The organism is Nitrospira moscoviensis, from assembly GCF_001273775.1.
GTDB classification, from domain to species: domain Bacteria; phylum Nitrospirota; class Nitrospiria; order Nitrospirales; family Nitrospiraceae; genus Nitrospira_D; species Nitrospira_D moscoviensis.
This window is the reverse complement of record NZ_CP011801.1, coordinates 456,226-477,758: the sequence shown is the minus strand read 5'-3', so window position 1 is coordinate 477,758 and position 21,533 is coordinate 456,226. Positions and strand designations below refer to the sequence as shown.

17 protein-coding genes are annotated in these 21,533 nt (G+C 62.5%); 10 read left to right on the top strand and 7 right to left on the bottom strand.

What is annotated here, in order from left to right; translation table 11 throughout:
* Both NITMOv2_RS02330 and NITMOv2_RS02325 read left to right on the top strand, forming a co-directional pair.
* Positions 1 to 678: a response regulator gene (locus NITMOv2_RS02330; protein WP_053378358.1), complete on the top strand. Its 678-nt coding sequence runs from the start codon at positions 1 to 3 to the stop codon at positions 676 to 678.
* Positions 679 to 752: 74 nt separating this feature from the next.
* The gene (locus tag NITMOv2_RS02325) at positions 753 to 1,322 is read left to right on the top strand and encodes a TIGR00645 family protein (protein ID WP_238590438.1); all 570 of its coding nucleotides are present in this window, start codon (positions 753 to 755) and stop codon (positions 1,320 to 1,322) included.
* A gap of 127 nt (positions 1,323 to 1,449) precedes the next feature.
* Here the strand turns inward: NITMOv2_RS02325 and NITMOv2_RS02320 are convergent, their stop codons facing one another.
* The 6 genes from NITMOv2_RS02320 to NITMOv2_RS02295 form a co-directional block, all read right to left on the bottom strand.
* Positions 1,450 to 2,175: a response regulator transcription factor gene (locus tag NITMOv2_RS02320; protein ID WP_053378357.1), complete on the bottom strand. Its 726-nt coding sequence runs from the start codon at positions 2,173 to 2,175 to the stop codon at positions 1,450 to 1,452.
* A 178-nt stretch (positions 2,176 to 2,353) separates the two neighbouring features.
* Positions 2,354 to 2,995 carry a response regulator gene (locus tag NITMOv2_RS02315; protein ID WP_053378356.1) on the bottom strand — a complete coding sequence of 214 codons (642 nt, stop codon included), beginning with the start codon at positions 2,993 to 2,995 and terminating at the stop codon, positions 2,354 to 2,356.
* A 247-nt stretch (positions 2,996 to 3,242) separates the two neighbouring features.
* Complete coding sequence (locus tag NITMOv2_RS02310; protein ID WP_053378355.1) at positions 3,243 to 5,741, bottom strand: ATP-binding protein; 2,499 nt, start codon at positions 5,739 to 5,741, stop codon at positions 3,243 to 3,245.
* A gap of 103 nt (positions 5,742 to 5,844) precedes the next feature.
* A complete protein-coding gene (locus NITMOv2_RS02305) occupies positions 5,845 to 6,174 on the bottom strand; it encodes a DMT family protein (RefSeq protein WP_053378354.1) in 330 nt (109 codons plus the stop codon).
* Positions 6,175 to 6,401: 227 nt separating this feature from the next.
* Positions 6,402 to 8,912 carry an excinuclease ABC subunit UvrA gene (gene uvrA / locus NITMOv2_RS02300; protein WP_053378353.1) on the bottom strand — a complete coding sequence of 837 codons (2,511 nt, stop codon included), beginning with the start codon at positions 8,910 to 8,912 and terminating at the stop codon, positions 6,402 to 6,404.
* Between the two features lie 55 nt (positions 8,913 to 8,967).
* Positions 8,968 to 10,578: an ATP-binding protein gene (locus tag NITMOv2_RS02295; RefSeq protein ID WP_187299342.1), complete on the bottom strand. Its 1,611-nt coding sequence runs from the start codon at positions 10,576 to 10,578 to the stop codon at positions 8,968 to 8,970.
* A gap of 179 nt (positions 10,579 to 10,757) precedes the next feature.
* Here NITMOv2_RS02295 and NITMOv2_RS02290 point away from each other — a divergent pair, with 179 nt between their 5' ends.
* The 8 genes from NITMOv2_RS02290 to NITMOv2_RS02255 all read left to right on the top strand — a co-directional run bounded on the left by NITMOv2_RS02290 (position 10,758) and on the right by NITMOv2_RS02255 (position 20,735).
* Positions 10,758 to 11,027 (top strand): hypothetical protein, encoded by a 270-nt coding sequence (locus NITMOv2_RS02290; protein WP_053378351.1) that lies wholly within the window; start codon positions 10,758 to 10,760, stop codon positions 11,025 to 11,027.
* Positions 11,003 to 11,377, top strand: coding sequence for a PIN domain-containing protein (locus tag NITMOv2_RS02285; RefSeq protein WP_053378350.1), 375 nt, complete (start codon positions 11,003 to 11,005; stop codon positions 11,375 to 11,377). The genes NITMOv2_RS02290 and NITMOv2_RS02285 overlap by 25 nt, the downstream gene beginning before the upstream one ends.
* A gap of 60 nt (positions 11,378 to 11,437) precedes the next feature.
* Positions 11,438 to 12,214, top strand: coding sequence for a methyl-plastoquinone biosynthesis methyltransferase MpqE (gene mpqE, locus NITMOv2_RS02280; RefSeq protein WP_083447688.1), 777 nt, complete (start codon positions 11,438 to 11,440; stop codon positions 12,212 to 12,214).
* A gap of 55 nt (positions 12,215 to 12,269) precedes the next feature.
* Positions 12,270 to 13,898, top strand: a complete 1,629-nt coding sequence (locus NITMOv2_RS02275; RefSeq protein ID WP_053378349.1) for a B12-binding domain-containing radical SAM protein — start codon at positions 12,270 to 12,272, stop codon at positions 13,896 to 13,898.
* A 153-nt stretch (positions 13,899 to 14,051) separates the two neighbouring features.
* Complete coding sequence (locus NITMOv2_RS02270; RefSeq protein WP_053378348.1) at positions 14,052 to 16,157, top strand: universal stress protein; 2,106 nt, start codon at positions 14,052 to 14,054, stop codon at positions 16,155 to 16,157.
* 78 nt (positions 16,158 to 16,235) lie between these two features.
* Positions 16,236 to 17,618: a radical SAM/SPASM domain-containing protein gene (locus tag NITMOv2_RS02265; RefSeq protein WP_053378347.1), complete on the top strand. Its 1,383-nt coding sequence runs from the start codon at positions 16,236 to 16,238 to the stop codon at positions 17,616 to 17,618.
* Between the two features lie 110 nt (positions 17,619 to 17,728).
* Positions 17,729 to 18,238, top strand: a complete 510-nt coding sequence (locus tag NITMOv2_RS02260; RefSeq protein WP_053378346.1) for a DUF4149 domain-containing protein — start codon at positions 17,729 to 17,731, stop codon at positions 18,236 to 18,238.
* Between the two features lie 955 nt (positions 18,239 to 19,193).
* Positions 19,194 to 20,735 carry a PAS domain-containing response regulator gene (locus tag NITMOv2_RS02255; RefSeq protein WP_053378345.1) on the top strand — a complete coding sequence of 514 codons (1,542 nt, stop codon included), beginning with the start codon at positions 19,194 to 19,196 and terminating at the stop codon, positions 20,733 to 20,735.
* A gap of 11 nt (positions 20,736 to 20,746) precedes the next feature.
* Here NITMOv2_RS02255 and NITMOv2_RS02250 read toward each other — a convergent pair whose 3' ends face one another.
* Positions 20,747 to 21,493 (bottom strand): 2OG-Fe(II) oxygenase family protein, encoded by a 747-nt coding sequence (locus NITMOv2_RS02250; RefSeq protein ID WP_053381958.1) that lies wholly within the window; start codon positions 21,491 to 21,493, stop codon positions 20,747 to 20,749.
* Positions 21,494 to 21,533: the final 40 nt, after the last annotated feature.

Here is a 21,533-nt window from a genome sequence, read left to right as displayed (position 1 = left end):
ATGGACACAGGTACTGCTCGACCCCTCGCCCTGCTGCTCATTGAACCGGCCACGGGCCTGGCCGCCAGACTGCATGACCAACTGCTGGACTTGTTTCCCGCCTCGCTGGACATCGGGGTGGCCCGCTCGCTGCGGGAGGCCATGCACCATCTGTCCACACGCCACGTCGACGTGGTGCTGATGGACCTGATGCTGCCCGATTACAAGGGCGTCGACGCCGTCCGCGCCGTACGTCTGACCGCGCCGGCCTGCGCCCTCATCGCCCTGGACGCCGCCGGCGACGAGCGCCTGCTGCTTACGGCGTTGCGCGCCGGCGCCCACGAAGCGCTCTCCGCACAAGGCCTCACGCCGCGGGAGCTCCGTTGGGCCATAGAACGGGCCGTCATCCGGGCGCAGTCACAGCCTGGCCGCTCCACGCCGGCTCCTCCACAGGACTCGCCGGCCGTCCCCACGCGCCTGATCCATGACCTCAACAACGCGCTGACGTCGATCAACGGCTTTGCCGAGGTGCTCTTGACGCGCATGCCGGCCGATGACCCGGCTCGCGGGCCGGTCGAACACATCCGCAAGGCCGGACACCGCGCCGCCGGGCTCTTACAACGACTGCCGATCGGATCGGAGCGCACGCCGGCTCAGCCGCCTTCCATGCCCGACGTTCGCCTCGACGCTTTGAATTGACAGGGTAGGCGTCTCTGACTAGGATACGCGCCGGCTGCGCCGATTCACCGAATGCGGTTCGTTCAGGAGGAGCAATGTCGGAAGAACATACAACCCATTTTCCCGCCACCCGCGCGAAGTCGGCGCCCATGGTGGCGAATCGGCTCGAGCATGTTTTTGAGATGGCGGTGTTTTCAAGCCGCTGGATTCAGGCGCCGCTGTATGCCGGGCTCATCGTCGCCGAACTGCTCTACGCGTACAAATTCCTGGCCGAACTCTGGGAGATGGTCCTGCACATCCACAAGATGGAAGAGACGGTCTTCATGCTGGGCGTCCTCGGACTCGTCGATGTGACGATGGTGGCCAATCTCTTGACCATGGTCGTCATCGGAGGCTACGCCACGTTCGTCAGTAAGCTGGACCTCGAGCATCATCCGGATCGCCCGGATTGGCTCACGCATGTCGATCCCGGCACGATCAAGATCAAACTGGCTGCCTCGCTGGTGGGGATCTCCAGCATCCATCTGCTGAAAGCCTTCGTAGATGTGGCGAATGAAAATCCGGAACACATCAAGTGGAAAATTTTCATCCACATGACCTTCCTCGGCTCCGCCATTCTTCTGGCGTGGACCGACAAAATCATGCAGAAGGACAAGAAGCACTAAGGGGACTGCCACCCTTCCGCCTTGGTGGCTGTCCCCGTTCTTCAGCTGCGGGGCCGGAGGGATAGCGGAGCCAGTGGGACAGGCACCGGCCTTGCCGGAGCCAGTCCCCCACGGTCCCCCACGCGCCTCAGCCGGATGGAGGGAGTCCGGTCCCCACGCGGAGATACAGTGCGACCGCCTGGGTCCGTCGGGTGATGCGCAGCTTCTCGAAGATATTCGCCAGATAGTTCTTGACCGTTTTTTCCGAGAGCCGGAGCGCGAGGGCGATCTCGCGGTTCGTCTTGCCCTCGGCCAGGATCGGAAGAATGCGCCGCTCTTGCGGAGAAAGATGCCTCAGCGCCCGTTCTCCGGCTCGGGATGCAGGAGACACGGACCCTTTGGGCGTGAGCCGCGGACACAGGAACGAGGCGCCGGCGGCGACGGTCCGGATGGCGAGGGCGAAAATCTCGTCGCTCACGTCCGCTCCCACCTGCCCGTAAATGCCGGCATCGAACAGCGCCGGGAACGAATCCACGGGATGCCCCGCATCCGTGACCAGCAACAGCGGCAGGGTAGGGCAGGCGGCCCGCAGCACCCGGGAGGCGCGGCGCGCCGCGTCGGCGCCGACCGTCGACCCCAGCACCATGACATCCGGCTTGACCGCGGCCGCGCCGGTGGCGGCGGCGGCAACCGTCCCGGCGTTGCCGACCAACGCCAAGTCGGGATCCGACGGCACCTTCAGAGCGAGGCCGAGGCCCCGCGGGGGCGCCTCGTCCACGAGGAACACCCGCACCGGGCGATGCCGACGCCCCGGCCCCCTGCCGGCAACCGTGCCTCTGCTCTTCCGGCCGCTTTCCGCCGCTATGGTGCTCATGCCGGTTGCCCGCTTTGTCGATCCGCGATTCTTCCTGTGACTCGATTAGGCTAGCGTGAACGCGAGCGAAAGCATATCAGTGAGATCCCCGAGTCGCTCCCGGGTTTGTCCTAGAGGAGGGCGAGTAGGGACCCGCCGGCTTTGCCCTGTCGTCTACGTGATGAGCCACGAGCGGGGGTCAGGCAAGAAGGCGGTGGTCTGTAGCGTACCGGACGAGCTCGCCTCTCGTCCGGAGGTTCAGCTTGCCCAACAGCCGAGTGCGACAGGCGTTCACGGTCTTGACGCTCAACGCCATGTCGTCCGCGATCCGGGACACTGTCCGGCCCCGGGCGAGCAGGCGCAGGACCTTCAGCTCGCGCTCGGAGAGGCGGCGGTGCACTGCGCCGGACCGTCCGACTGTCGCGACCATGGTCATCTGGTCGGCCAGCGCCGCACCGACGTACCGCCGTCCGGCGAGCACCTGCCGGACGGCGACGAGCAGCTCGGCTGGAGCCCGATCCTTGGTGAGATAGCCTGAGGCGCCGGCTTGGAAGGCTTCCCGCGCGAGCTCGCGCTCGGGGTAGAGACTCACCATCAATACAGGAAGCGGCGGGCGCAGACGTTTCACTTCCTTGAGTACGTCCACCCCGTGCGTACCCGGCAGCGCCATGTCCAGCATGAGCAGATGCCAGGGCTCCCGACGGACGGCGGCAAGGACGGCCGCCGCATGGTCGGCCTCCGCCACGGCGGTGAACAGCCCTTTCTGCAGCAGCAAATGCCTGATGCCCTCGCGCACGATCAAATGATCGTCGGCTACCAAGCATTTGCGGATCTTACGCACGGCGCCGGCTCCGCGCCTACGTCTTCGCCGGCTTGGAGACGATGGTCGCACGAGCAGCCCCCGTCCTTCCTCCTCACGAGGAGGAACTGCCGCCCCCCTCATGATCCCTGGCTCGGATCTGCGTAAGCAGACAAGGTACCGGATTCCCGGCCGCGCAACCATGGAAGTATCGCCTGACCTAATTGTCTCTAGCGCGAAGATGAACGGCCCTAGGAGGGGGAGCGAACGGCACGGACGACGCGGCGCTTCAGGACCACGCCGATCTGGTCTCGCCACCGGCCGTCAGCCACTGCGGCGTCCACACCAGCGCGACAAGCTTCACGGCGATGTCGGCTTTGGAAGGCTTGACAGAGAACGGCTCCAATTGCTCGGTAAGCGGATCGGCGGCGGCGGCCAGTGCGTCGGCTTCGCGCTTGAACTGCGCGTCGAGATCGGCCAGTTGTTGTTGGAGCGCGGCGACCGTTTCTTCCGCATGGCCCACGTCCTGCGATTCCTTGAGGACCCGGCCCGCGCTTCGAATCGCCGTCGTCGCGCGGCCGATGTTGGTCTGGCTGATCGCCTTGCGGCCCAGGAAAGCGCCGAGGATCGACGCGCCGACCGAGATGGCGGCCTGCATTTGGCTGGTGCGCGCTTCGGTCTGTTGCCGTGCCTTCATCTGCTCGGCCCGCCGGACGCGTTCCTGCAGCGCGGCGATCTTCGGCGCGTACTTGTGCCGCAACCGTTCGGCCGCCTGGTCCCGCTGCTCGCGGCCGGCCTGCTGCACCCGCAGGCGGAAGTCCCGCTCGGATTCCCCCGGCGCGGAGACGGCCTTGGTGCTGGGGCTCCTGAGCACATCGAGCTTCTGGGTCCGATAGAGCCAGGCGCCCAAGTCCCTGCTCCAGTCCGCATAGCTCTTGACTTTCCCGGCCCCAGGCGGGACAGTCAAAAACTGCGCGCCCTGCTGCGGTTCCGGTTCCAGATCGGCGACAGCCAGATCCACCTTCGCCGCCCGGTCCCAATCAATCGTCACCGGCCCCTCGGCCATAGGCGCCAGCAGCGTGACGTCCCGGAGACTATCGACCCCGCTCTTCGCGTCGGCAAAGCGAATCTGCGCGGCCCCGAGGAGCATGGGCGTATAGAGCAGGCCGGCGCCTTCCGGTTTCGCACCACGTAGCGGGAGGAAATACTGCGGCACGTCGGGCGGCAGGACGGGACGGGAAGCAGGAGATACCGGGGTAGCGGGGTAACGGGCTAGCGGACTTTCTGACTCGTACCCCGCTATCCCTCTATCCCCATACCCCGATTGCTTGGCCCGTTCCATCAGCGTTTTGATCTGCGCGCGCGTGAGCGGGCCGCGCAGATAGGACAGGCACCAGCGGGTTTCGAACACCACCGGCTCGTCCTCGTGGACGTTGTTCATCAGAAAGATGCGGCTCCCCAGCCCGGCGAGGATCTGGTCCATGCGGCCTTTGTCGAACTTCTTCCCGGAGCCGGCCGAGGCCCCTTCCAGCCCTTCGAGTACGCGCGCTTTGTCGCGTTCCGTCTGCAGCCGGCCGATGAACCAGGTCCCGGTATTGGCCAGACCCTTGTAGTCGAGATCCACGGGATTTTGCGTGGCGAGCACGACGCCCAAGCCGAACGCGCGTGCTTGCTTGAGCAGCGTCAGCAGCGGCAGCTTGGACGGGGGATTGGCGACGGGCGGGAAATAGCCGAAGATCTCATCCATATAGAGAAGGGCCCTGAGGCTGGTGGTGCCGGATTGACTCCGCATCCAGCCCACCGTCTGGCTCAAGAGCAGCGTGACGAAGAACATCCGCTCGGCATCGCTCAGATGCGCGATGGAAAAGATTGCAAGGCGCGGCTTCCCTGACGGCGTGTAGAGCATGGACTGGATGTCGAGCGGCTCTCCTTCCAGCCAGGATTGAAACCCGGGCGCGGCGAGCAGATTGTTGAGCTTCATCGCCAAGGCGAACCGGTCTTTTGACGGGAAGAACGATTCGAGATCCATCACGCCGATCTTCGCCACGGGCGGCTGCTGGATGGCGTGAATGAGCGAAGCCAGGTCGAGATCCTGCCCGTGCCTCCAGGTCCGGTCGAGGACGGTGGACAAGAGAATGTGCTCGCGGCTCTGAATCGGATCGGCTTCGATGCCGAGCAGGCCGAGCAGACCGGTGACCGTGGTGCTGATCCGCTCCCGCAACAGCTCAGCGTCGTCGCGGACCTCGGCCGGCGGCGCGGCAAATGATTTCAGGATCGACACTGACAGACCGGCGTGGCTGCCCGGCGTATACATCGCCACGTCGGCCGCGTCGCGGAGGCGCTGAATGCGCGCGCCGTCCTGTTGCCACGAGGCCAACCCCTTCTTCCACAGCTCCGCCTGCTGCGCCGCATAGTCGTCCGGCGACAGCCCTTTCTTGCGCGCTTCGTCCTCGTTGATCCACGGACGGAACGCGTCGGGGCTCAGGCTCGGGAACGTCAGCATGAGGTTCCCCAGGTCGCCCTTCGGATCGATGATGATGGCCGGGATATGATCAATCGCCGCTTCTTCGAGCAACGCGAGACACAGCCCGGTCTTGCCGCTGCCGGTCATGCCGACGCAGACGGCATGCGTGACCAGATCCTTGGAGTCGTACAGCAACCAGCCCGGCTTGGCCTGCTTGGCGGCGAGATCGTACGGACGGCCGAGATAGAAGACGCCCAGCTGTTCGAAATCCTCGGTGGCGGACGGCTTTTGTTTGGCTGCCCCTGTTTTCTTTTCCTTGGCCATGGCAAGTTTTCTCCGGCCGTTGAAAGATGCCATCGGTCATTCGTCAATGGAGGTCACGACAGCATCATCCTTTCCCCAATGACTATTGACCAATGACCATTGGCTACCACTCTTTGAAGATCAAGAAGACGGCCCCCGCCATCAATCCGAAGCCGGCGAGATAATTCCACTTCAGCGGCTCTTTGAGATAGATGACGGAGAAGACGCAAAATACGACGAGGGTAATGACTTCCTGAATGGTTTTCAATTGCGCCGCGGTGAACTCATAGTGGCCGATCCGATTGGCCGGCACCTGAAAGCAGTATTCGACAAACGCGATGCCCCAGCTGACCGCAATCGCTTGCCATAGCGGCACGTCCTTGTATTTGAGATGCCCGTACCAGGCGACGGTCATGAAGATGTTGGAGATCGTCAGCAAAAGGATCGTGCGCATGGGCCTCCTTGTCGTTCTGATCTCTTCTTTTTACCGGCCGGACACGGCGGGCTAGTTCGGAAGTCGCCATAGCGAACACGGCGAGATGACAGTCTCACGCATGCCGCGTGCGACGGCATGCGACCATCGGTCGCGCTTTATAGGAGCACGCGAAAAGTAAGGCGCCATGAGCGCTCTCGCTCCAACGCATGATGGCGACTTCCGAACTAGCCCGCCGTGTCCGGGCCTCACCCCACCCTCGCTTCTTTCAACACCTGCCCCGTGTACGACCGCTTCGCCTTGGCGATTTCCTTGGGCGGCCCTTCCGCCACGATCTCGCCGCCGCGGTCGCCGCCTTCGGGGCCCAGGTCGATGATCCAGTCGGCGTTTTTGATCACGTCGAGGTTGTGCTCGATGACCAGGACCGTGTTGCCGGCTTCGACGAGGCGGTCCAGCACGTCGAGCAAACGCTGGACGTCGGCAAAGTGCAGGCCGGTGGTCGGCTCGTCGAGGATATACAGGGTGCGGCCGGTGGCCCGTTTGGAGAGCTCGCGCGAAAGCTTCACGCGCTGCGCCTCGCCGCCGGACAGCGTGGTGGCCGACTGGCCCAGCTTCACGTAGTGCAAGCCGACATCGTGCAGCGTCTGCAGCTTGGTCTGGATGAGCGGGATGTGCTCGAAGAATTCCAGCGCGTCATCGACCGTCATGTTGAGCACGTCGGCGATGCTCTTGCCTTTGTGCAGAATTTCCAGCGTCTCGCGGTTGTACCGCTGGCCTTTGCAGACTTCGCAGGTCACGTACACGTCGGGGAGAAAATGCATTTCGATTTTGATCAGCCCGTCGCCCTGGCAGGCCTCGCAGCGCCCGCCCTTGACGTTGAAGCTGTACCGGCCCGGCTTGTACCCGCGCACGCGCGACTCAGGCAGATTGGAATAGAGGTCGCGAATGTAGCCGAACAGGCCGGTGTAGGTGGCCGGATTGGACCGCGGGGTGCGGCCGATGGGCGACTGGTCGATGTCGATGACCTTGTCGAGCGCGTCCACGCCCTTCAGCTCTTTGCAGCCGTCGATCTTCGGCTTCTTGTGGTAGAGCATCTGCGACAGCGAATGAAACAGCACTTCCAGCACCAGCGTGCTCTTGCCCGATCCCGACACGCCGGTCACGCAGGTCATAAGGCCGAGCGGGATTTTCGCCGTCACGTGTTTGAGGTTGTGTTTGTAGGCGCCGACGACCGATAAGAATCCCTTGGGCTTCCGCTGCCGCTGCGGAACGGCCACGGTCTGGATGCCGCGCAAGTATTGGCCCGTCAGCGAATTGGGATCGCCCATCACCTCCTGCGGCGTCCCCTTCGCGATCACATGCCCGCCGTGCGAGCCGGCTCCCGGCCCCATGTCGAGGATGTAGTCCGCGGCGGCCATCGTCTCTGCATCGTGCTCGACCACGACGACGGTGTTGCCGAGATCGCGCAGGCGCAGCAGGGTCTGGAGCAGGCGGCGGTTGTCCCGCTGGTGCAAGCCGATCGACGGTTCGTCCAAGATATAGAGAACGCCGACGAGCCCGGAGCCGATCTGCGTGGCCAGCCTGATCCGCTGCCCCTCCCCGCCGGACAGCGTCGCGGCCGCCCGATCCAACGTCAAATAGTCGAGACCGACGTTCACCAGGAACCCCAGCCGCTCGCGGATCTCTTTCAAAATCCGATGGGCGATGACGAGCTCGCGATCGGTGAACTTCAGCGACACAAAGAACTCCGCCGCGGCGCGCACCGATAGATGCGTCACGTCGGCGATGGACTTCTTGGCGATCTTGATCGCCAGACTTTCCGGCCTGAGTCTCGCGCCGTGGCAGACCTCGCAGGGTTCCAGCAATGTAAAATCCTCTTCCTCAAAGTCCCCGGGCCTCACGCTGTAGCCGATGCCGTCGCACACGGGGCAGGCCCCGTGCGGACTATTGAAGGAAAAGATGCGCGGGGCGATCTCGGGGTAGCTCACGCCGCATTTGATGCAGGCGAGCGCGTCGCTGTACAGCTGGGTCTTGCCGTCTTCCGTCAGCACCCCGACGAGCCCGCCGGTCAATTTCAGCGAGGTCTCCACCGAGTCGGCCAGCCGCCGCATCAGGGCGTCGCCCGGCTTCATGACGAGTCGATCGACGATGATGTCGATGGTGTGTTTTTTCTGCTTGTCGAGAGTGATCTCCTCGCCCAAATCGACGATCTTGTCGTCGATGCGGGCCCGCACATAGCCGGCCCGGCGCATGTCGAGCAACTCTTTGCGGTATTCCCCCTTCCGCCCCCGCACGATCGGCGCCAGAATCTGAAACTTTACGCCCTCCGGCAAGGCCGCGATGCCGTCGACCATTTGCTGGACCGTCTGAGCCGTGATCTCCTCGCCGCATTGGAAGCAATGCGGCCGCCCGACGCGGGCAAACAATAGCCGCAGGTAATCGTAAATTTCGGTGACCGTACCGACCGTGGAGCGGGGGTTGTGGCTGGTGCTCTTCTGCTCGATCGAAATTGCCGGCGAGAGGCCTTCGATCGAATCGACGTCCGGCTTCCCCATTTGCTCCAGGAACTGGCGCGCGTAGGCGGACAGCGACTCGACGTACCGCCGCTGGCCTTCGGCATAGATCGTGTCGAACGCGAGCGAGGACTTGCCCGAGCCGCTCAAGCCGGTGATGACCACCAACTTGTCGCGCGGAATCTCGACGTCGATATTCTTGAGGTTGTGCTCCCGGGCACCCTTGATGACGATGGCATTGGACATGGGCCGCGGATTATATCACGCGGGTTTTGCGTTGGAGAAAGGGCGGATTGTGTGACTACGACCGCCTGCGGGACCGGCGGCGCGCGCCGTCGAGGGCGTCGCCCCAGCGGGTCAGAAAGATCGTGATGAATTCCTGCGCGTCGGCAGGCGGCACGGCCAACTGGGCGAGCGCCATCGCGACGGCCAGGGCGATGTGGTAGCCCTCGGAACGGGATGCGACCGCGCGGCGATAAGCGGGATGGGCATCGTTCAGGACTACGGTGGACTCGACGAGGCGGCCGAGGTCCGGGTCATCGGGGTGCGATTCGAACCGGATGCGCAGACCATAGTGGCCCGGGCGTCGCGACCGCCCTCTCTGTCCCGGCACGACGGCGACGCCGGCCGGAGTTTCGGGCTCCGACTGCGCCGTCCCGTTCACAGCTTCCTCTTCAGCCGGCGGCGGGAGCCTGCCTGGTTGCTGCACATCCGGAACAGCGTCGGCTTCCTCGGAGATCTCCACGCTGCCCATGACCGATGCAGCAAGAAGCGCCTGTCCCTCCTCGGCCAACCCGGCCGGTCCGGCCGGTCCGATCGGCAATCGCTTCTGACCGCCGGCTCGTCGCTCGACCAGCGAGGCGAGCAGCGGAAACTCGTCGGCCAGATCCACTAACACGGTTTCCAGGTCGCGTTCCAGTGGCCGCACCGCGCGGCGTCCGGCCTTGTCGCCGCTTTCGCGGACGTCGCCCCAGTGCGCCAATTGCTGTGACACCGCCTCCTGGATGGCTTTTCGATAGCCAAGATACAGCGCGCCTCGCGCGCCGACACGAACGAAGTCTCCCTTGTTGAGGGTAAGGGCGGCGGCCAGCGCCGGCGCCTCGATCATCCCGGTCACCCGGTCGGGCGCGGCTGGCGTGATGCCGAGCCAGTCCCATCCGCGCTTGATGACCTTGCCGAAGGTGCTGATCGCCAGACCTTGCTGATGGTCCGGAAAGGGAGACTCGCTGCGCGCCAGGTAACCGACCGCCATCGGTTTGCGCTTGCGCGCCAAGCAGACCGCCAACCTCGACACCGTGGCGCCCTCGACCCGGAGGCGCTCCAGCGCTCGGCCGTTGACCTCGAACCGGAAACCCTTCGGATAATGCAGGCTGAGGATCTCGTCGAACTCCGGCGCCAGCAGCGGCTGGTACTGCCGGCGCAGCGTCTCTTCCAGATAGCCATCGTCCAGGAGGGGCGAGAGCGCGTTGTGCAGCTTGAGGCGCACTGCCGTGCCATGATCGGCGACCAATCCCGACGGAGGAATCCATTTCCACGGCGCCTTGTGCCGGCCGGCCAAGTGCCAGCGGCTCGCCACGTGCTCGTTCCCGCGCCGCGTTTCGGTCACGACGTCTTCGCAGACAAGCAGCCCGAGCTTGATCCCGACGCCGGCGAAGCCGATCCCGTGGCCGCGCGTCTTTGTGCTGGACGCCAGATCGTGGTATCGCACCAAATCTCTCCGTCGCATGCCGGAGCCGTTGTCGACGATGGTGAGCGTCGCGCCGGCCGGATCGGCCGTGACGCGGAGCACCGTGGCGCCCGAGTCCAATGCATTGGCGACCACTTCGGTCAGAATGGTTTCCTCCAGCGCGCCGGGGTAGGCGTCGCGGAGGTCTTCGAGCAAGTGATGGAGGTCGACGCGGGTTTCGCCCAAGCGGAGCTCCTGTTCGGCAAAGGGAAGGACGCGGGCACAGTATCGATCGATCCGGCCGGCATGGAGGGACAGTTTAGCGAAGTCTCCGGAATAGGACAATGGAGCAGGACCCGCTGGGCTGGATATTGACACTCTGTTGTCATACGTCTAGTATACGTACTGTTTCGACGGAGGTCGTCATGCCGAAAACGTCATTGCGAAAAGAGAAGTGGACCCTCTCGTTTGATCCCGCCTTGAAGAGTGTGGTTGTCAAAGCCGCCAAACGCCGAGGCGTGTATCCCGTCGCCGTCCTGGAGAGTCTCGTGAGGGAAAAGTTCAATCCGTTCGGATATACGGACGTGAGTGACAGCGCCGCCTATGTGACGACGTTGCGAAAGCACGGCCGCAAGCAGTCGGACGAGGCCTTTTTGGGCGAGATCGAAGCATGGCAAAAGTCTCGCTCCTCGTAGACACTGACATTTTCATCGATTATTTCAATACCGGCCGGTTCGACTCCCTCTTTAATTCAGACCGATTTACTGTGTACTACTCGGTCGTCACCAAGAAAGAGTTGCTGTCCAAGCCCGGCCTCCGCGATACGGAGCGAGCTGCGATCATGGCGGAATTGAAGCGATGCCGACTGATCCCTCTATCGAAGGCGATCACCGCCTGCTATTCCGACCTGCGCCGACATCATCCATCCCTCGAAAAAGCCGATGCACTGATTGCCGCGACTGCCTTGGCGAGACGTCTCCCTCTTCTGACTCGCAATACACGGCATTTCAGAACCGTTGGCGGCCTGGTTCTGTTTACAGCCTGATCATCAGAAGCGGCTGAAACGAAGCTTGACACTGCCTCAAACCCGGTGCTACCACCTGCCATGGTGCCAGCTCGACAGGAATCGGTGCGGGCCGATCAATCGCCGTCACCGCGGGCCGTCTCGACGTGGTCCGGTGATGCGCGCGAGCAGGCGGTGCAGCGGATGTTCACCGCCATCGCGGGCGTGTACGACCTCAACAACACGCTGCTCAGTTTCGGCCTGCATTACAGATGGAAGAAGGTCACCGCTTCGCTGGTCCCCATCGTTGAACAAGGGACCGCTCTCGATGTCGGCACCGGCACGGTGGATCTGGCCCTCCTGCTCGCACCCCGCATGGGGGTCAAGGGGCGTGTGGTTGCCTCTGATTTGAATCATGCCATGCTGGCGGAAGGCTTGAGGAAGGTGGCCGGGAAGGGATTGGCCGGCACGATCACGTGCCTGCAAGCGAACGCCGAACAGTTGGCATTTGCGGACAACACGTTCGATGCCGTGACGACCGGCTTCTGCATGCGGAATGTCGGCAACCTGTCGCAAGCCGTTGCCGAGATCCGCCGGGTCATCAAGCCGGGCGGCCGCTTTGTGTGCCTGGAGTTTTCCCGGCCGATCTTCGGCTGGCTGCGCCGGCTCTATGATTGGTATTCCTTCAAGCTGTTGCCCTGGATCGGCACGAAAGTCGCGCACGACACCACCGGGGTCTATGAATACCTGCCGGCCTCGATCCGGACATTTCCGGATCAGGAACGGCTTTGCCAGATCCTCCGAGGAGCCGGCTTCCGCGACGTATCGTATAGAAACCTGACCGGCGGGATCGTGGCGATCCACGTGGCAACGAAATAGGTTCGAAGTTGAAACAGTTCGACGTTCGAAGTTGCGGAATCAAACCTCGACCAGCATGAATTCAATTCTTTACATCTTCCTCCCCTGCAAGAAGGTCTATCCCATCGGGATCACCTACTTGGCGGACTTCCTCCATCGCCGGAAGCCGGAGGTGCGCCAGCGGATTCTTGATCTCTCGCTGTATCCCGTGAAGCAGCGGAGCCAGGCGATCCGCGACGCTGCGGCGGCGTTCAAGCCGGACCTGGTTTGCTTTTCCTGGCGCGACATTCAGATCTTTTCGCCTCATGAAGGGGATTCGTCGCTGGAGCATGCGTTCAATTTTTATTTCGCCAGCAACCCGCTGAAGCGCATCGTCGCTTCGATCGAGGGCGTCAAGCAGCTCTATCGTTACTACAGCCATATCTATACGATCCTCTCGTATCCTTGGCTCATCCGGAAGGAATTCCCGAAGGCGCAGATCATGATCGGCGGCGGCGCCTTTACGGCCTTTGCAGACCAGCTCATCGAAAAGCTGCCCGAAGGCACCATCGGGCTCTTGGGCGAGGGGGAGGATGCGATCCTGAAAGTCATTGAAGGCCGGTCCATCGAGGATGAACGGTACATCGTGCGGGAGGGGAAACACATTCGGAAGGGGACTCAGGGTTCGCCGGCGCTGCTCGACGCGCTCACCGTCGATTTGCCGTACCTCACCTCGATCTTCCCGCAGTACCGCGAGTACGAAGGCGAGGCGATCGGCGTCCAGACGAAGCGCGGCTGCCCCTACGACTGCGCCTTTTGCCTCTATCCCTATATCGAAGGCAAGCGGGTGCGCTATCGGCCGCCCGAGATGGTCGTGAAGGATATCTCGCAACACTACCGCCAGTGGGGCACGCGCCGCTTTTGGTTTACCGACGCCCAGTTCATTACGGGCAGGGAAGCCTACCCGCAATGCACCGAGATCCTGGAACGGATCGTCAGCGAGCGGCTGGAGATCGAATGGTCGGGCTACATCCGCACCTCGTTGATTACCCCGGAGGTGGCGAAACTCATGGTCCGATCCGGCGTCGGCGACCTGGAAGTCGCCATCACCTCCGGCTCACAGGACGTGCTCAACAACCTCCATATGGGCTTCAAGTTGGACCGGCTCTACGATGGCTGCCGGTACCTCGCCGAGGCCGGCTTCAAGGGCAAAGTCATCCTGAATTACTCACTCAATAGCCCCAAGGAAACGGAAGAAACGCTGCTCCAAAGCGTGGAAGCCTACAAGATCGTGGCCTCGATCCTCGGGGAGGAGCGGGTCTTTCCCTTGATGTTCTTCCTCGGCATCCAGCCGAATACGGATCTGGAACAGCGGTTGTTAGAAGAAGGGTATCTGTCAGCCGGCTACAACCCGCTGATGTTGACGCCGAACAGCATCCGAAAGCTCCTCTATAACCCTGCGCCGTTGAACAAGATCATTGCCAAAGCTTGCTTGCGGGCTTGGGAACGGAAAGACGGCAGCCGAGACCCCCGGCAGTGGTCGGGATCGTTGTCGCAAAACGCCGGGCGGGCCGGCCAGTACGCCGACTCCAATTTGGTGCGTGGAATTGAGCGGAATTCCGGACGGGATGCCCTCTTGTCGCTGGAGGAAATTCTCAAGTCCCGGAAGTCGTCGCAAGACCGCTCCATCGCCGAGAACACGTCCGTCTCGACCCCCGTCCACTGACCCCTCAACCTCACCAACCTTCTTGATTTCCAAACAGATGCAGTGCTATCATGCGCCCTCTTTTAGGCCGGGTGGTCATTAGTCAACCGTCTGGTTTTATCGAGGCTTATGACAGCCGGGCCGGGCCCTGCGTGCTCCGGAGGAGGCAGCTCAATGTATAAGACGATCTATATTCCGGTCGATAACTCCGACCATTCCAATACAGCGGTCGACGTCGGCGTCCAGATGGCCAAGATCTTCGGCTCCAAGATCGTGGGGAGCCACGTCTATGCCGCCAAGATGCACGACAAACGCTTCAAGCAGATGGAAGCCGGCCTCCCCGAGGAATATCACGATGAGAAAGAGCTCGACCGCCAACGCCAAATCCACGATTCGCTGATCACCCGCGGCCTGCAGATCATCACCGACTCCTATCTCGACTACGTCGATAAGAAGTGCACCGAGGCCAATTTGCCGGTCGAGCGGCGCTCGCTGGAAGGCCGAAACTGGAAAGTCCTGGCTGAAGACATCAATACCAACGGCTACGACCTCGTCATCATGGGGGCCTTGGGCGTCGGGGCCGTCAAGGACAGCGTGATCGGCAGCAACACCGAGCGGGTCATCCGCCGGGTGCGCAATTCCGACATGCTGATCATCAAGAACACCCAGCCCATCACGGGGGGCAAAATCGTGGTGGCGGTGGACGGCAGCCCCTATTCCTTCGGCGGCTTGATGACGGGCTTGGCCCTCGGCAAGGCCTTCAACATGCCGGTCGAAGCGATCTCGGCCTTCGACCCCTATTTCCATTATGCGGCGTTTCACAGTATTTCCGGCGTGTTGAACGAAGAGGCCGGGAAAGTCTTCCGCTTCAAGGAGCAGGAAAAGCTCCACGAGGAGATCATCGACAGCGGCCTGGCCAAGATCTACCAGTCCCACCTCGATATCTCGCGGGAAATCGCCCAGGCGGAGCAAACCGACATCAAGACCACGCTGCTGGACGGGAAGGCCTTCGAAAAGATCATCCAATACGTCCGCAAGGACGTTCCGGCCCTGCTGATCGTCGGCCGGATCGGCGTCCACAGCGACGAGGACATGGACGTCGGGAGCAACACCGAAAACCTCCTGCGCATCGCGCCCTGTAACGTGCTGATCTCCAATCGCAAATACGTACCGCCGATCGATACCCAGGCCGAGTACACGATCGCCTGGACGGAAGAGGCGTTGCGGCGCATGGAAAAAATCCCGGTGTTCGCGCGCGGCGTCGCCAAGACGGCCATCCACCGGTACGCGATCGAAAAGGGCCATACGATCATCAGCAACACGGTCGTGGATGCCGCGGTCGGGCACATCCTGCCGAAGGGTGCGATGGACGCGATGCGGGCGTTGGGCGGCAGCTTGGAGGCCGCGGGGATCGACCGCGACAAGATGCAGGCCGACGACGCGGTGGCGCAGGACCTCATGGGCTCCACGTTGAGCGGCATGATGACGCAGGTCGTGGAAGAAAAGCCCAAGCCGTCGGGAACGACTCAGGCCTATCTGGATCGCATGAGCCAGAACTACTTCGTGTGCGACGGATGCGGCTACATCGGCAAGGGCGACACGCCGGTCAAGTGTCCGGTGTGCGGCGCTGAAGGGGCCCGGTTCAAACAAGTCGATAAGAGCATCTTCGACGCCGCGGCCAAGGCGGAAGGGGCGCTGGAAACCGACCTGGCCTACGACGATGTGCCGATGCAGTGGACCAAGGATGCGAAGGAAGCGATCCGCGCCGTGCCGGCCGGCTTCCAGCGCCGTCGCGCCAAGGCCAAGATCGAAAAGAGCGCGCGCAAGCTCGGCATGACGACCATCACCCTGGAATATGCGGCCCCGATGATCAAGGAAGCGGCGGCTGAAGACTACCAGCCGATCTTCGCCAATAAAGGCGCCGGCACCTCCGCGGAGGCCGAAGCCACACTCGCTGCGGTCAATGGCGACACGAACGGGCACGGGAATCATGAGAACGGCAACGGCCATCAGAATGGCAGCAGCCAGGGTGAAACATCGCCCTATACGTGGACCGCGGAGGCGCAGGCCCGGTTGGATCGCGCGCCCGAAGGGTTCATGCGCGACTGCACCAAGGCCTTGATCATCAAGCACGCCGAAAAGATCGGCGTGACCCACATCACCTTGGACGTCGCCAACGAGGGCATCGAGCAGGCCAAGGGCTACATGGCCGAAGCCATGAAGACCGGCAATCTCAAAGATATGATCGCGAACTTGACGGGCACTGAGAAGAAGGGATAACGGTGTCACGGGATACCGGGATATAGCAACGATACGTTCCCCCTCTATCCCACTACCCCTGCATACCACTCCAATTTCATGGGCAAATCTCTCCCGATCTTCAACGGTTCGCTCTCCGGCACCTTCGGATCCTTTCAGCAGCAGGTGACCCAGTTCTTCACGCCCGCGAACAAAGGCGAAGGCGTATACGACGGGCGGACCGTCGATGACTTCAAGCCTTATCTCGTGGCGCTCAATCTCACCAAGCGCTGTAATCTGAAATGCGACCATTGTTACCTGGACGCCACCACCAAGGCGGCGGGGGGCGACGACGAGCTCACGACGGAAGAATGTGTCCGTCTGATCGACCAAATCGCCGAAGTGAACAAGGGGTGCCTGCTCGTCATCACCGGCGGCGAGCCGCTGGTGCGGCCCGACATCCTCGACATCGCCCGCCACGCCGTAAAGCTCGGCTTCATGGTCGTCTTCGGCACCAATGGGATGCTGATCGATGACCGCACGGCCCGAACCCTGGTGGAAATCGGCGTCATGGGCGTCGGCATCAGCATCGATTCGCTCGATCCGGTCAAACACAATCGTTTCCGCGGCGTGCCGGGCGCGTGGGAAGCCGCCGTTGCCGGCATCGAAGCCAGCAAGCGCAACGGGTTGCAGTTCCAAATCCATTTCAGCGCGCAGCCGATGAACTATCAGGAGCTGCCCGCCGTCATCGAATGGGCGCATCAATTGGGCGCGCGCGTGCTGAACGTCTTTTTCATGGTCTGCACCGGGCGGGGCGAGGAGCTCACGGATATCACGCCGGCCCAGTACGAAGAAGTGCTCGGGTATCTCGTCAACTGCCAGGACAATTATAAGGGCATGCTCGTGCGCGCCCGCTGCGCGCCGCACTTCAAGCGGCTCGCCTACGAGAAGGATCCGAATTCGCCGATTACGAAAGCCACCGGCTACATGGGCGGCGGCTGTTTGGCCGGCACCAATTACGCGCGGGTGACGCCGAACGGCGAATTGACCCCCTGCCCCTACATGCCGCTCTCCGCCGGCAACGTGCGGCAGAACAGCTTTGCCGATCTCTGGGACAAATCGGACATCTTCAATTCCTTCCGCTACCCGCACCTCAAAGGCAAGTGCGGCGACTGCGAATACAGCGACATCTGCGGCGGCTGCCGCGCGCGCCCCTACGTCGATCACGGCGATTGGCTCGACGAAGACCAGTGGTGCCTGTACACCCCCAAAGGCGGCGAAAAGATCAAAGTGGCGTTCAACGTGCCCGAGGAGGCCGAGGTGGCCTGGGACGAGGCGTCCTCGTTGCGCTTGAGCCGCATTCCCTACTTTCTCCGCGCCATGGTGAAGAAAGGCGTCGAGAAGCATGCGCGAGAGAACGGCATCGCGGTCATCACCGTGGAGCTGATGGAAGAGCTCAGGAAGAAGCGCTTCGGGAACGACGCGCCGGTCTTCAAGTTCTAGTGATGAGTGATCGGTGATGCGTGATCAGTTAAAGCAAATCCGGACGCCCCTTGCCGAATTATCGACTCTGACTCATCACTCATCACCCATCACTCGTCACAGGTCTTAACGTGGACGCACTCCAAAGCATCGTCACCGACCTGAATACGCTGATCCCGATCGTCAACCATTGGTTCCATCTCCTGTCGGCGGTCATCTGGATCGGCGGCTTGGCGTTCCTCGTCTTGGCGGTGACGCCCGGTCTCCAGAGGGCCGTTCCGAAAGCTCAAATCAAGCCGATCACCGACGCCTTTTATCAGCACTACAAAAAAGTCGCCGGTATTCTCCTCGTCGTGCTGCTGTTTACCGGCGGCATCAATCTCCACTATGTCAATCAGGTGCTCACCTCCCAGACGGGCAGCGGCGTACAGCACCACGCCAAGTATTTGACCGTCTTCTTTATCAAGCTGTTTCTGGTCCTTTGCCTGCTGACCCTCTTTCTCTACACCGTCATCTTCAAGTCCGACGAGGAAGAAGAGGAAGAAGGGGCGTACGAAGCCATCCCCTATCAACGGGCGGCCTTATGGATGGGCTTTTTCATCATCTTGTGCGCGGCCGCGATGAAACATCTTCACCAGTAGCCGGCCGCGGCCGCCTTCCCTTCTTCATCAGCCTTTCCCCCCCCCGCACTGTATCAAAGCAGATAAGGTCCGTACCCAATCCGATACAGTGCAGACCGGCTGATTTCATGCCTGCTTCCCAAGCAGAAGGCCTGCTCGTTGTTCGATTCCCTCAGGACTTCAATCGCTTATCTCGCACGGCTCAACACAGGGAATCCCACCAGGACGGATGGTACGGGCATTGCTGAGCCAACCGCTACGACTGCCTTGACCGGCCCGCAAAGCAAGATGGTTGACCGATCGTCCATAGAACAGAGTCGGACGTGGCGACGACTGGAGCCGCCGGTTTCCCCCTCGGCGGCGGAGGTGTCCCCTCTGCCCCCGCCCGATACCGCTTCTGAATCGTGCCCATTCAGAACGGCACCGGCGCCTCCAACGGCTGCCACCAGCGCCGTGCCTCCTTCGGGAGGCACGGCCCGTCCTTTTTCTTCCGCGAACGCACGCCGCGGTGCGCAGCCCGGCTACGGGACCGTATGACGCGACGGACGACCATACAAGGCCCCCGACCCCGGAGACCGGTGACTCGGTTGACCGTCACACTTCCCGAACCGTTGTTGAACCGGCTCCGCAACACCGTGTACTGGGTGCCACAACTCACGCTCGCGCGTCTGGTGGAAACCGCCCTTCTTTTGGCTCTTTACCGGTTGGAAAGTGACCACGGGGGGCCGTTTCCGAGACGTCTGCGCGAGCTCAAACCCGGCCGCCCGAAGGCCGCACAGTCTTGCCGTCAGGCGGATACAACGCCGGCCTCTTTCGTCGCCTCATGTTTGTCCGGCTCTGTGGAACTCATCGGGCATGAACCGGTGCGTCAGGCGGCGCGCCGTTTCTTCAGCCCATCCCCGGTGAGCCAGGGGCTTCCAGAGTCGCCGGAATGAAGGGGGTCGGGCATCATCGGTAAGGGGATACGAGGCCGTGTATGACGGAGGGCGAGACGCAACAATCCGTGCTGGTCGTCGACGATGACCCGGACATCCTGACGGCCCTACAAGATCTCCTGGAGTATGAGGGCTTTCACGTCGATTGCGCCCATACGTGCCGCGAGGCGCTCAGTTCCATTGAACAGCGCTACTACAACGCGGTTCTGCTCGATCTGGGCCTGCCGGACGGCGACGGCCACAGCGTCCTGGATCGCCTCCAGCAGTCGGATCCGTCCCTCCCGGTGATCATCCTCACCGCCGCCACGTCGATGGATCGGAAACTCGATTCGCTGACCCAGGGCGCCTTCGCGCACCTCACCAAACCGTACCATCGGGAAGAATTGCGCGCGGTGCTCCATCGCGCCATCGGCATGAAGTCGCTCGCCGCCAAAGCCGAAGGCATCGCGGTCGCGCTGTCGGAAAGCGAAGACCGGTTCCGGTCCGTGGTGCAAGCGGCGTCGGATGCCATCGTGGTGGCCGACGAGCATGGCTACATCGTCTCGTGGAATGACGCCGCCACCAGGATGTTCCAGTACAGTCGACTCGAAGCGCTCGGGAAACCGCTGACCATTTTGATGCCCATGCGGTTCCGGGAAGCCCACGAGATGGGCGTGGAACGGATGCGGACGTCGGGCGAATCCAAATTGATCGGTAAAGTCGTCACGCTCCAGGGCCTCAAGAAAGACGGGACCGAATTCCCCATCGAGCTCTCCCTCGCCACGTGGAAAAGCCGGGACGGCGCGTTCTATAGCGGCATCATCCGGGACATCAGCGCCAGGACCGCGACGGAAACGGCCCTCCAGGAGAACGTGGAGCGGTTTCACCTGCTCACCGACCATCTCTCGCTGGTGTTCTGGATGACCGACACGGCGAAGAGCGAGTTGATGTACGTGAGTCCTTCGTATGCACAGGTGTGGGGCCGGCCGTGCGACGAACTCTATCGCGCCCCACGGGCCTGGTTGGAAGCGGTACACCCCGATGACCGGCCCCGCGTCCTCCATGCCGCGATGACGAAGCAGGCCGTCGGAACCTATCGCGAGGAGTACCGCATCATCCGGCCGGACGGCACGATGCGATGGATTCGCGATCAGGCCTTCCCGATTCGCGACGCGTCGGGCATCGTGCGCCGGATCGCCGGGTTGGCCGAAGACATCACGCACGAAAAAGAGCGGGACGACGCAGCCCGTCACTGTGAAGAGCGGGTCCGCCTGGCCCTCGCCACCGCCGAGCTCGGCATCTGGGATTGGGAACGCGAGTCGGATCGCCTGTATTGTTCCGAACGCACGATGGAGCTCCTGGGACAGCCGGGCGGAAGCCGCTATCTGACTCCGCGAGACGTGCTGGCGTTCGTCCATGAGCCGGATCGAGCCGAGGTGGCGCAGGCCTTCAGCCAGGTGCAGGGGGACGCAACAATCTGCGCCATCCGCCACCGGGTGCGCCGGCCGGACGGCTCGCTGTACTGGCTGGTCTGGTTCGGATACGCCCTCCGAAAGGACGGCGCCGCGTCGCGCCTCATCGGATCCGTGGGGATCAGCGGATGAAACGGATGCCGTCAGGATGATTTCTTGGCGAGCGCCTGCTTGAACACGGTCTTGAGACCGAAATAGGCGAACGAGTCTTTCAGGTTTGAATACAGCCGCTTGAACGCGCCCATCTCCGGATTCGTCACATATTCCATCGTCAGCGCGATCCGCTCCTCGCCTTCTCCCAGCGGCGTCACGGCGTGCCACAGCTTGTCGCCGTTGAAAATGACCATGTCGCCCGGTTCCGTGATGAGTTCCAGGCGCTGCGGCGCCTTGGTGGGATGATCCTTGAACAATTCGCAGACGAGCTTGCACTGCGTCGAGCGATCGACCAGCCCCATGAGGATCGTGTAGCGCGCCCCTTTGTAATAGGACGTGTCGTAGTGGAAGCCGATGTGATCTCCCGGCTCCGTATAGTAATACAGCGCGCAGGAATGGGGATCGTTCTCGGGACAGAGCAGGAGCTTCGCATCGACCAGGCGGTCCAAAAAAGCCCTGAACGAATCCGACCGGTAGAGATCCAGAAACAGCGGCGCCCTCCGTCGCACGGTGTAATAACTGACGCTGCCGCCTTTCTTATGCCCCGGGATGTAATTCCGATTCAGCTCCGTCTTGACGCCCTGCGCCTGCGGCACCAAGACCTCTTCGACGAAGGCGCGGGGCAGGAACTGCCTGATGACCAGGAACTCGTTCTGCTCCCAGTATTCGCGATGGAGTCGGTCGACGTCCAACGCGGCCACCGCCCGATCCACCGCCTCGGTTATTCCCATGGCCATGTTGGACACCACGAGCAACCTCCACGTTCAGTCAATGGTC

Excerpts from the sequence above, each read along its gene's own strand:
- NITMOv2_RS02255 (WP_053378345.1), top strand. The coding sequence starts at position 19,194 with ATGACGGAGGGCGAGACGCAACAATCCGTGCTGGTCGTCGACGATGAC.
- NITMOv2_RS02325 (WP_238590438.1), top strand. The coding sequence starts at position 753 with ATGTCGGAAGAACATACAACCCATTTTCCCGCCACCCGCGCGAAGTCG.
- NITMOv2_RS02305 (WP_053378354.1), bottom strand. The coding sequence starts at position 6,174 with ATGCGCACGATCCTTTTGCTGACGATCTCCAACATCTTCATGACCGTC.
- NITMOv2_RS02250 (WP_053381958.1), bottom strand. The coding sequence starts at position 21,493 with ATGGCCATGGGAATAACCGAGGCGGTGGATCGGGCGGTGGCCGCGTTG.
- mpqE (WP_083447688.1), top strand. The coding sequence starts at position 11,438 with ATGGTGCCAGCTCGACAGGAATCGGTGCGGGCCGATCAATCGCCGTCA.
- NITMOv2_RS02310 (WP_053378355.1), bottom strand. The coding sequence starts at position 5,741 with ATGGCCAAGGAAAAGAAAACAGGGGCAGCCAAACAAAAGCCGTCCGCC.
- NITMOv2_RS02320 (WP_053378357.1), bottom strand. The coding sequence starts at position 2,175 with ATGAGCACCATAGCGGCGGAAAGCGGCCGGAAGAGCAGAGGCACGGTT.
- NITMOv2_RS02275 (WP_053378349.1), top strand. The coding sequence starts at position 12,270 with ATGAATTCAATTCTTTACATCTTCCTCCCCTGCAAGAAGGTCTATCCC.
- NITMOv2_RS02285 (WP_053378350.1), top strand. The coding sequence starts at position 11,003 with ATGGCAAAAGTCTCGCTCCTCGTAGACACTGACATTTTCATCGATTAT.
- NITMOv2_RS02265 (WP_053378347.1), top strand. The coding sequence starts at position 16,236 with ATGGGCAAATCTCTCCCGATCTTCAACGGTTCGCTCTCCGGCACCTTC.
- NITMOv2_RS02330 (WP_053378358.1), top strand. The coding sequence starts at position 1 with ATGGACACAGGTACTGCTCGACCCCTCGCCCTGCTGCTCATTGAACCG.
- uvrA (WP_053378353.1), bottom strand. The coding sequence starts at position 8,912 with ATGTCCAATGCCATCGTCATCAAGGGTGCCCGGGAGCACAACCTCAAG.
- NITMOv2_RS02290 (WP_053378351.1), top strand. The coding sequence starts at position 10,758 with ATGCCGAAAACGTCATTGCGAAAAGAGAAGTGGACCCTCTCGTTTGAT.
- NITMOv2_RS02270 (WP_053378348.1), top strand. The coding sequence starts at position 14,052 with ATGTATAAGACGATCTATATTCCGGTCGATAACTCCGACCATTCCAAT.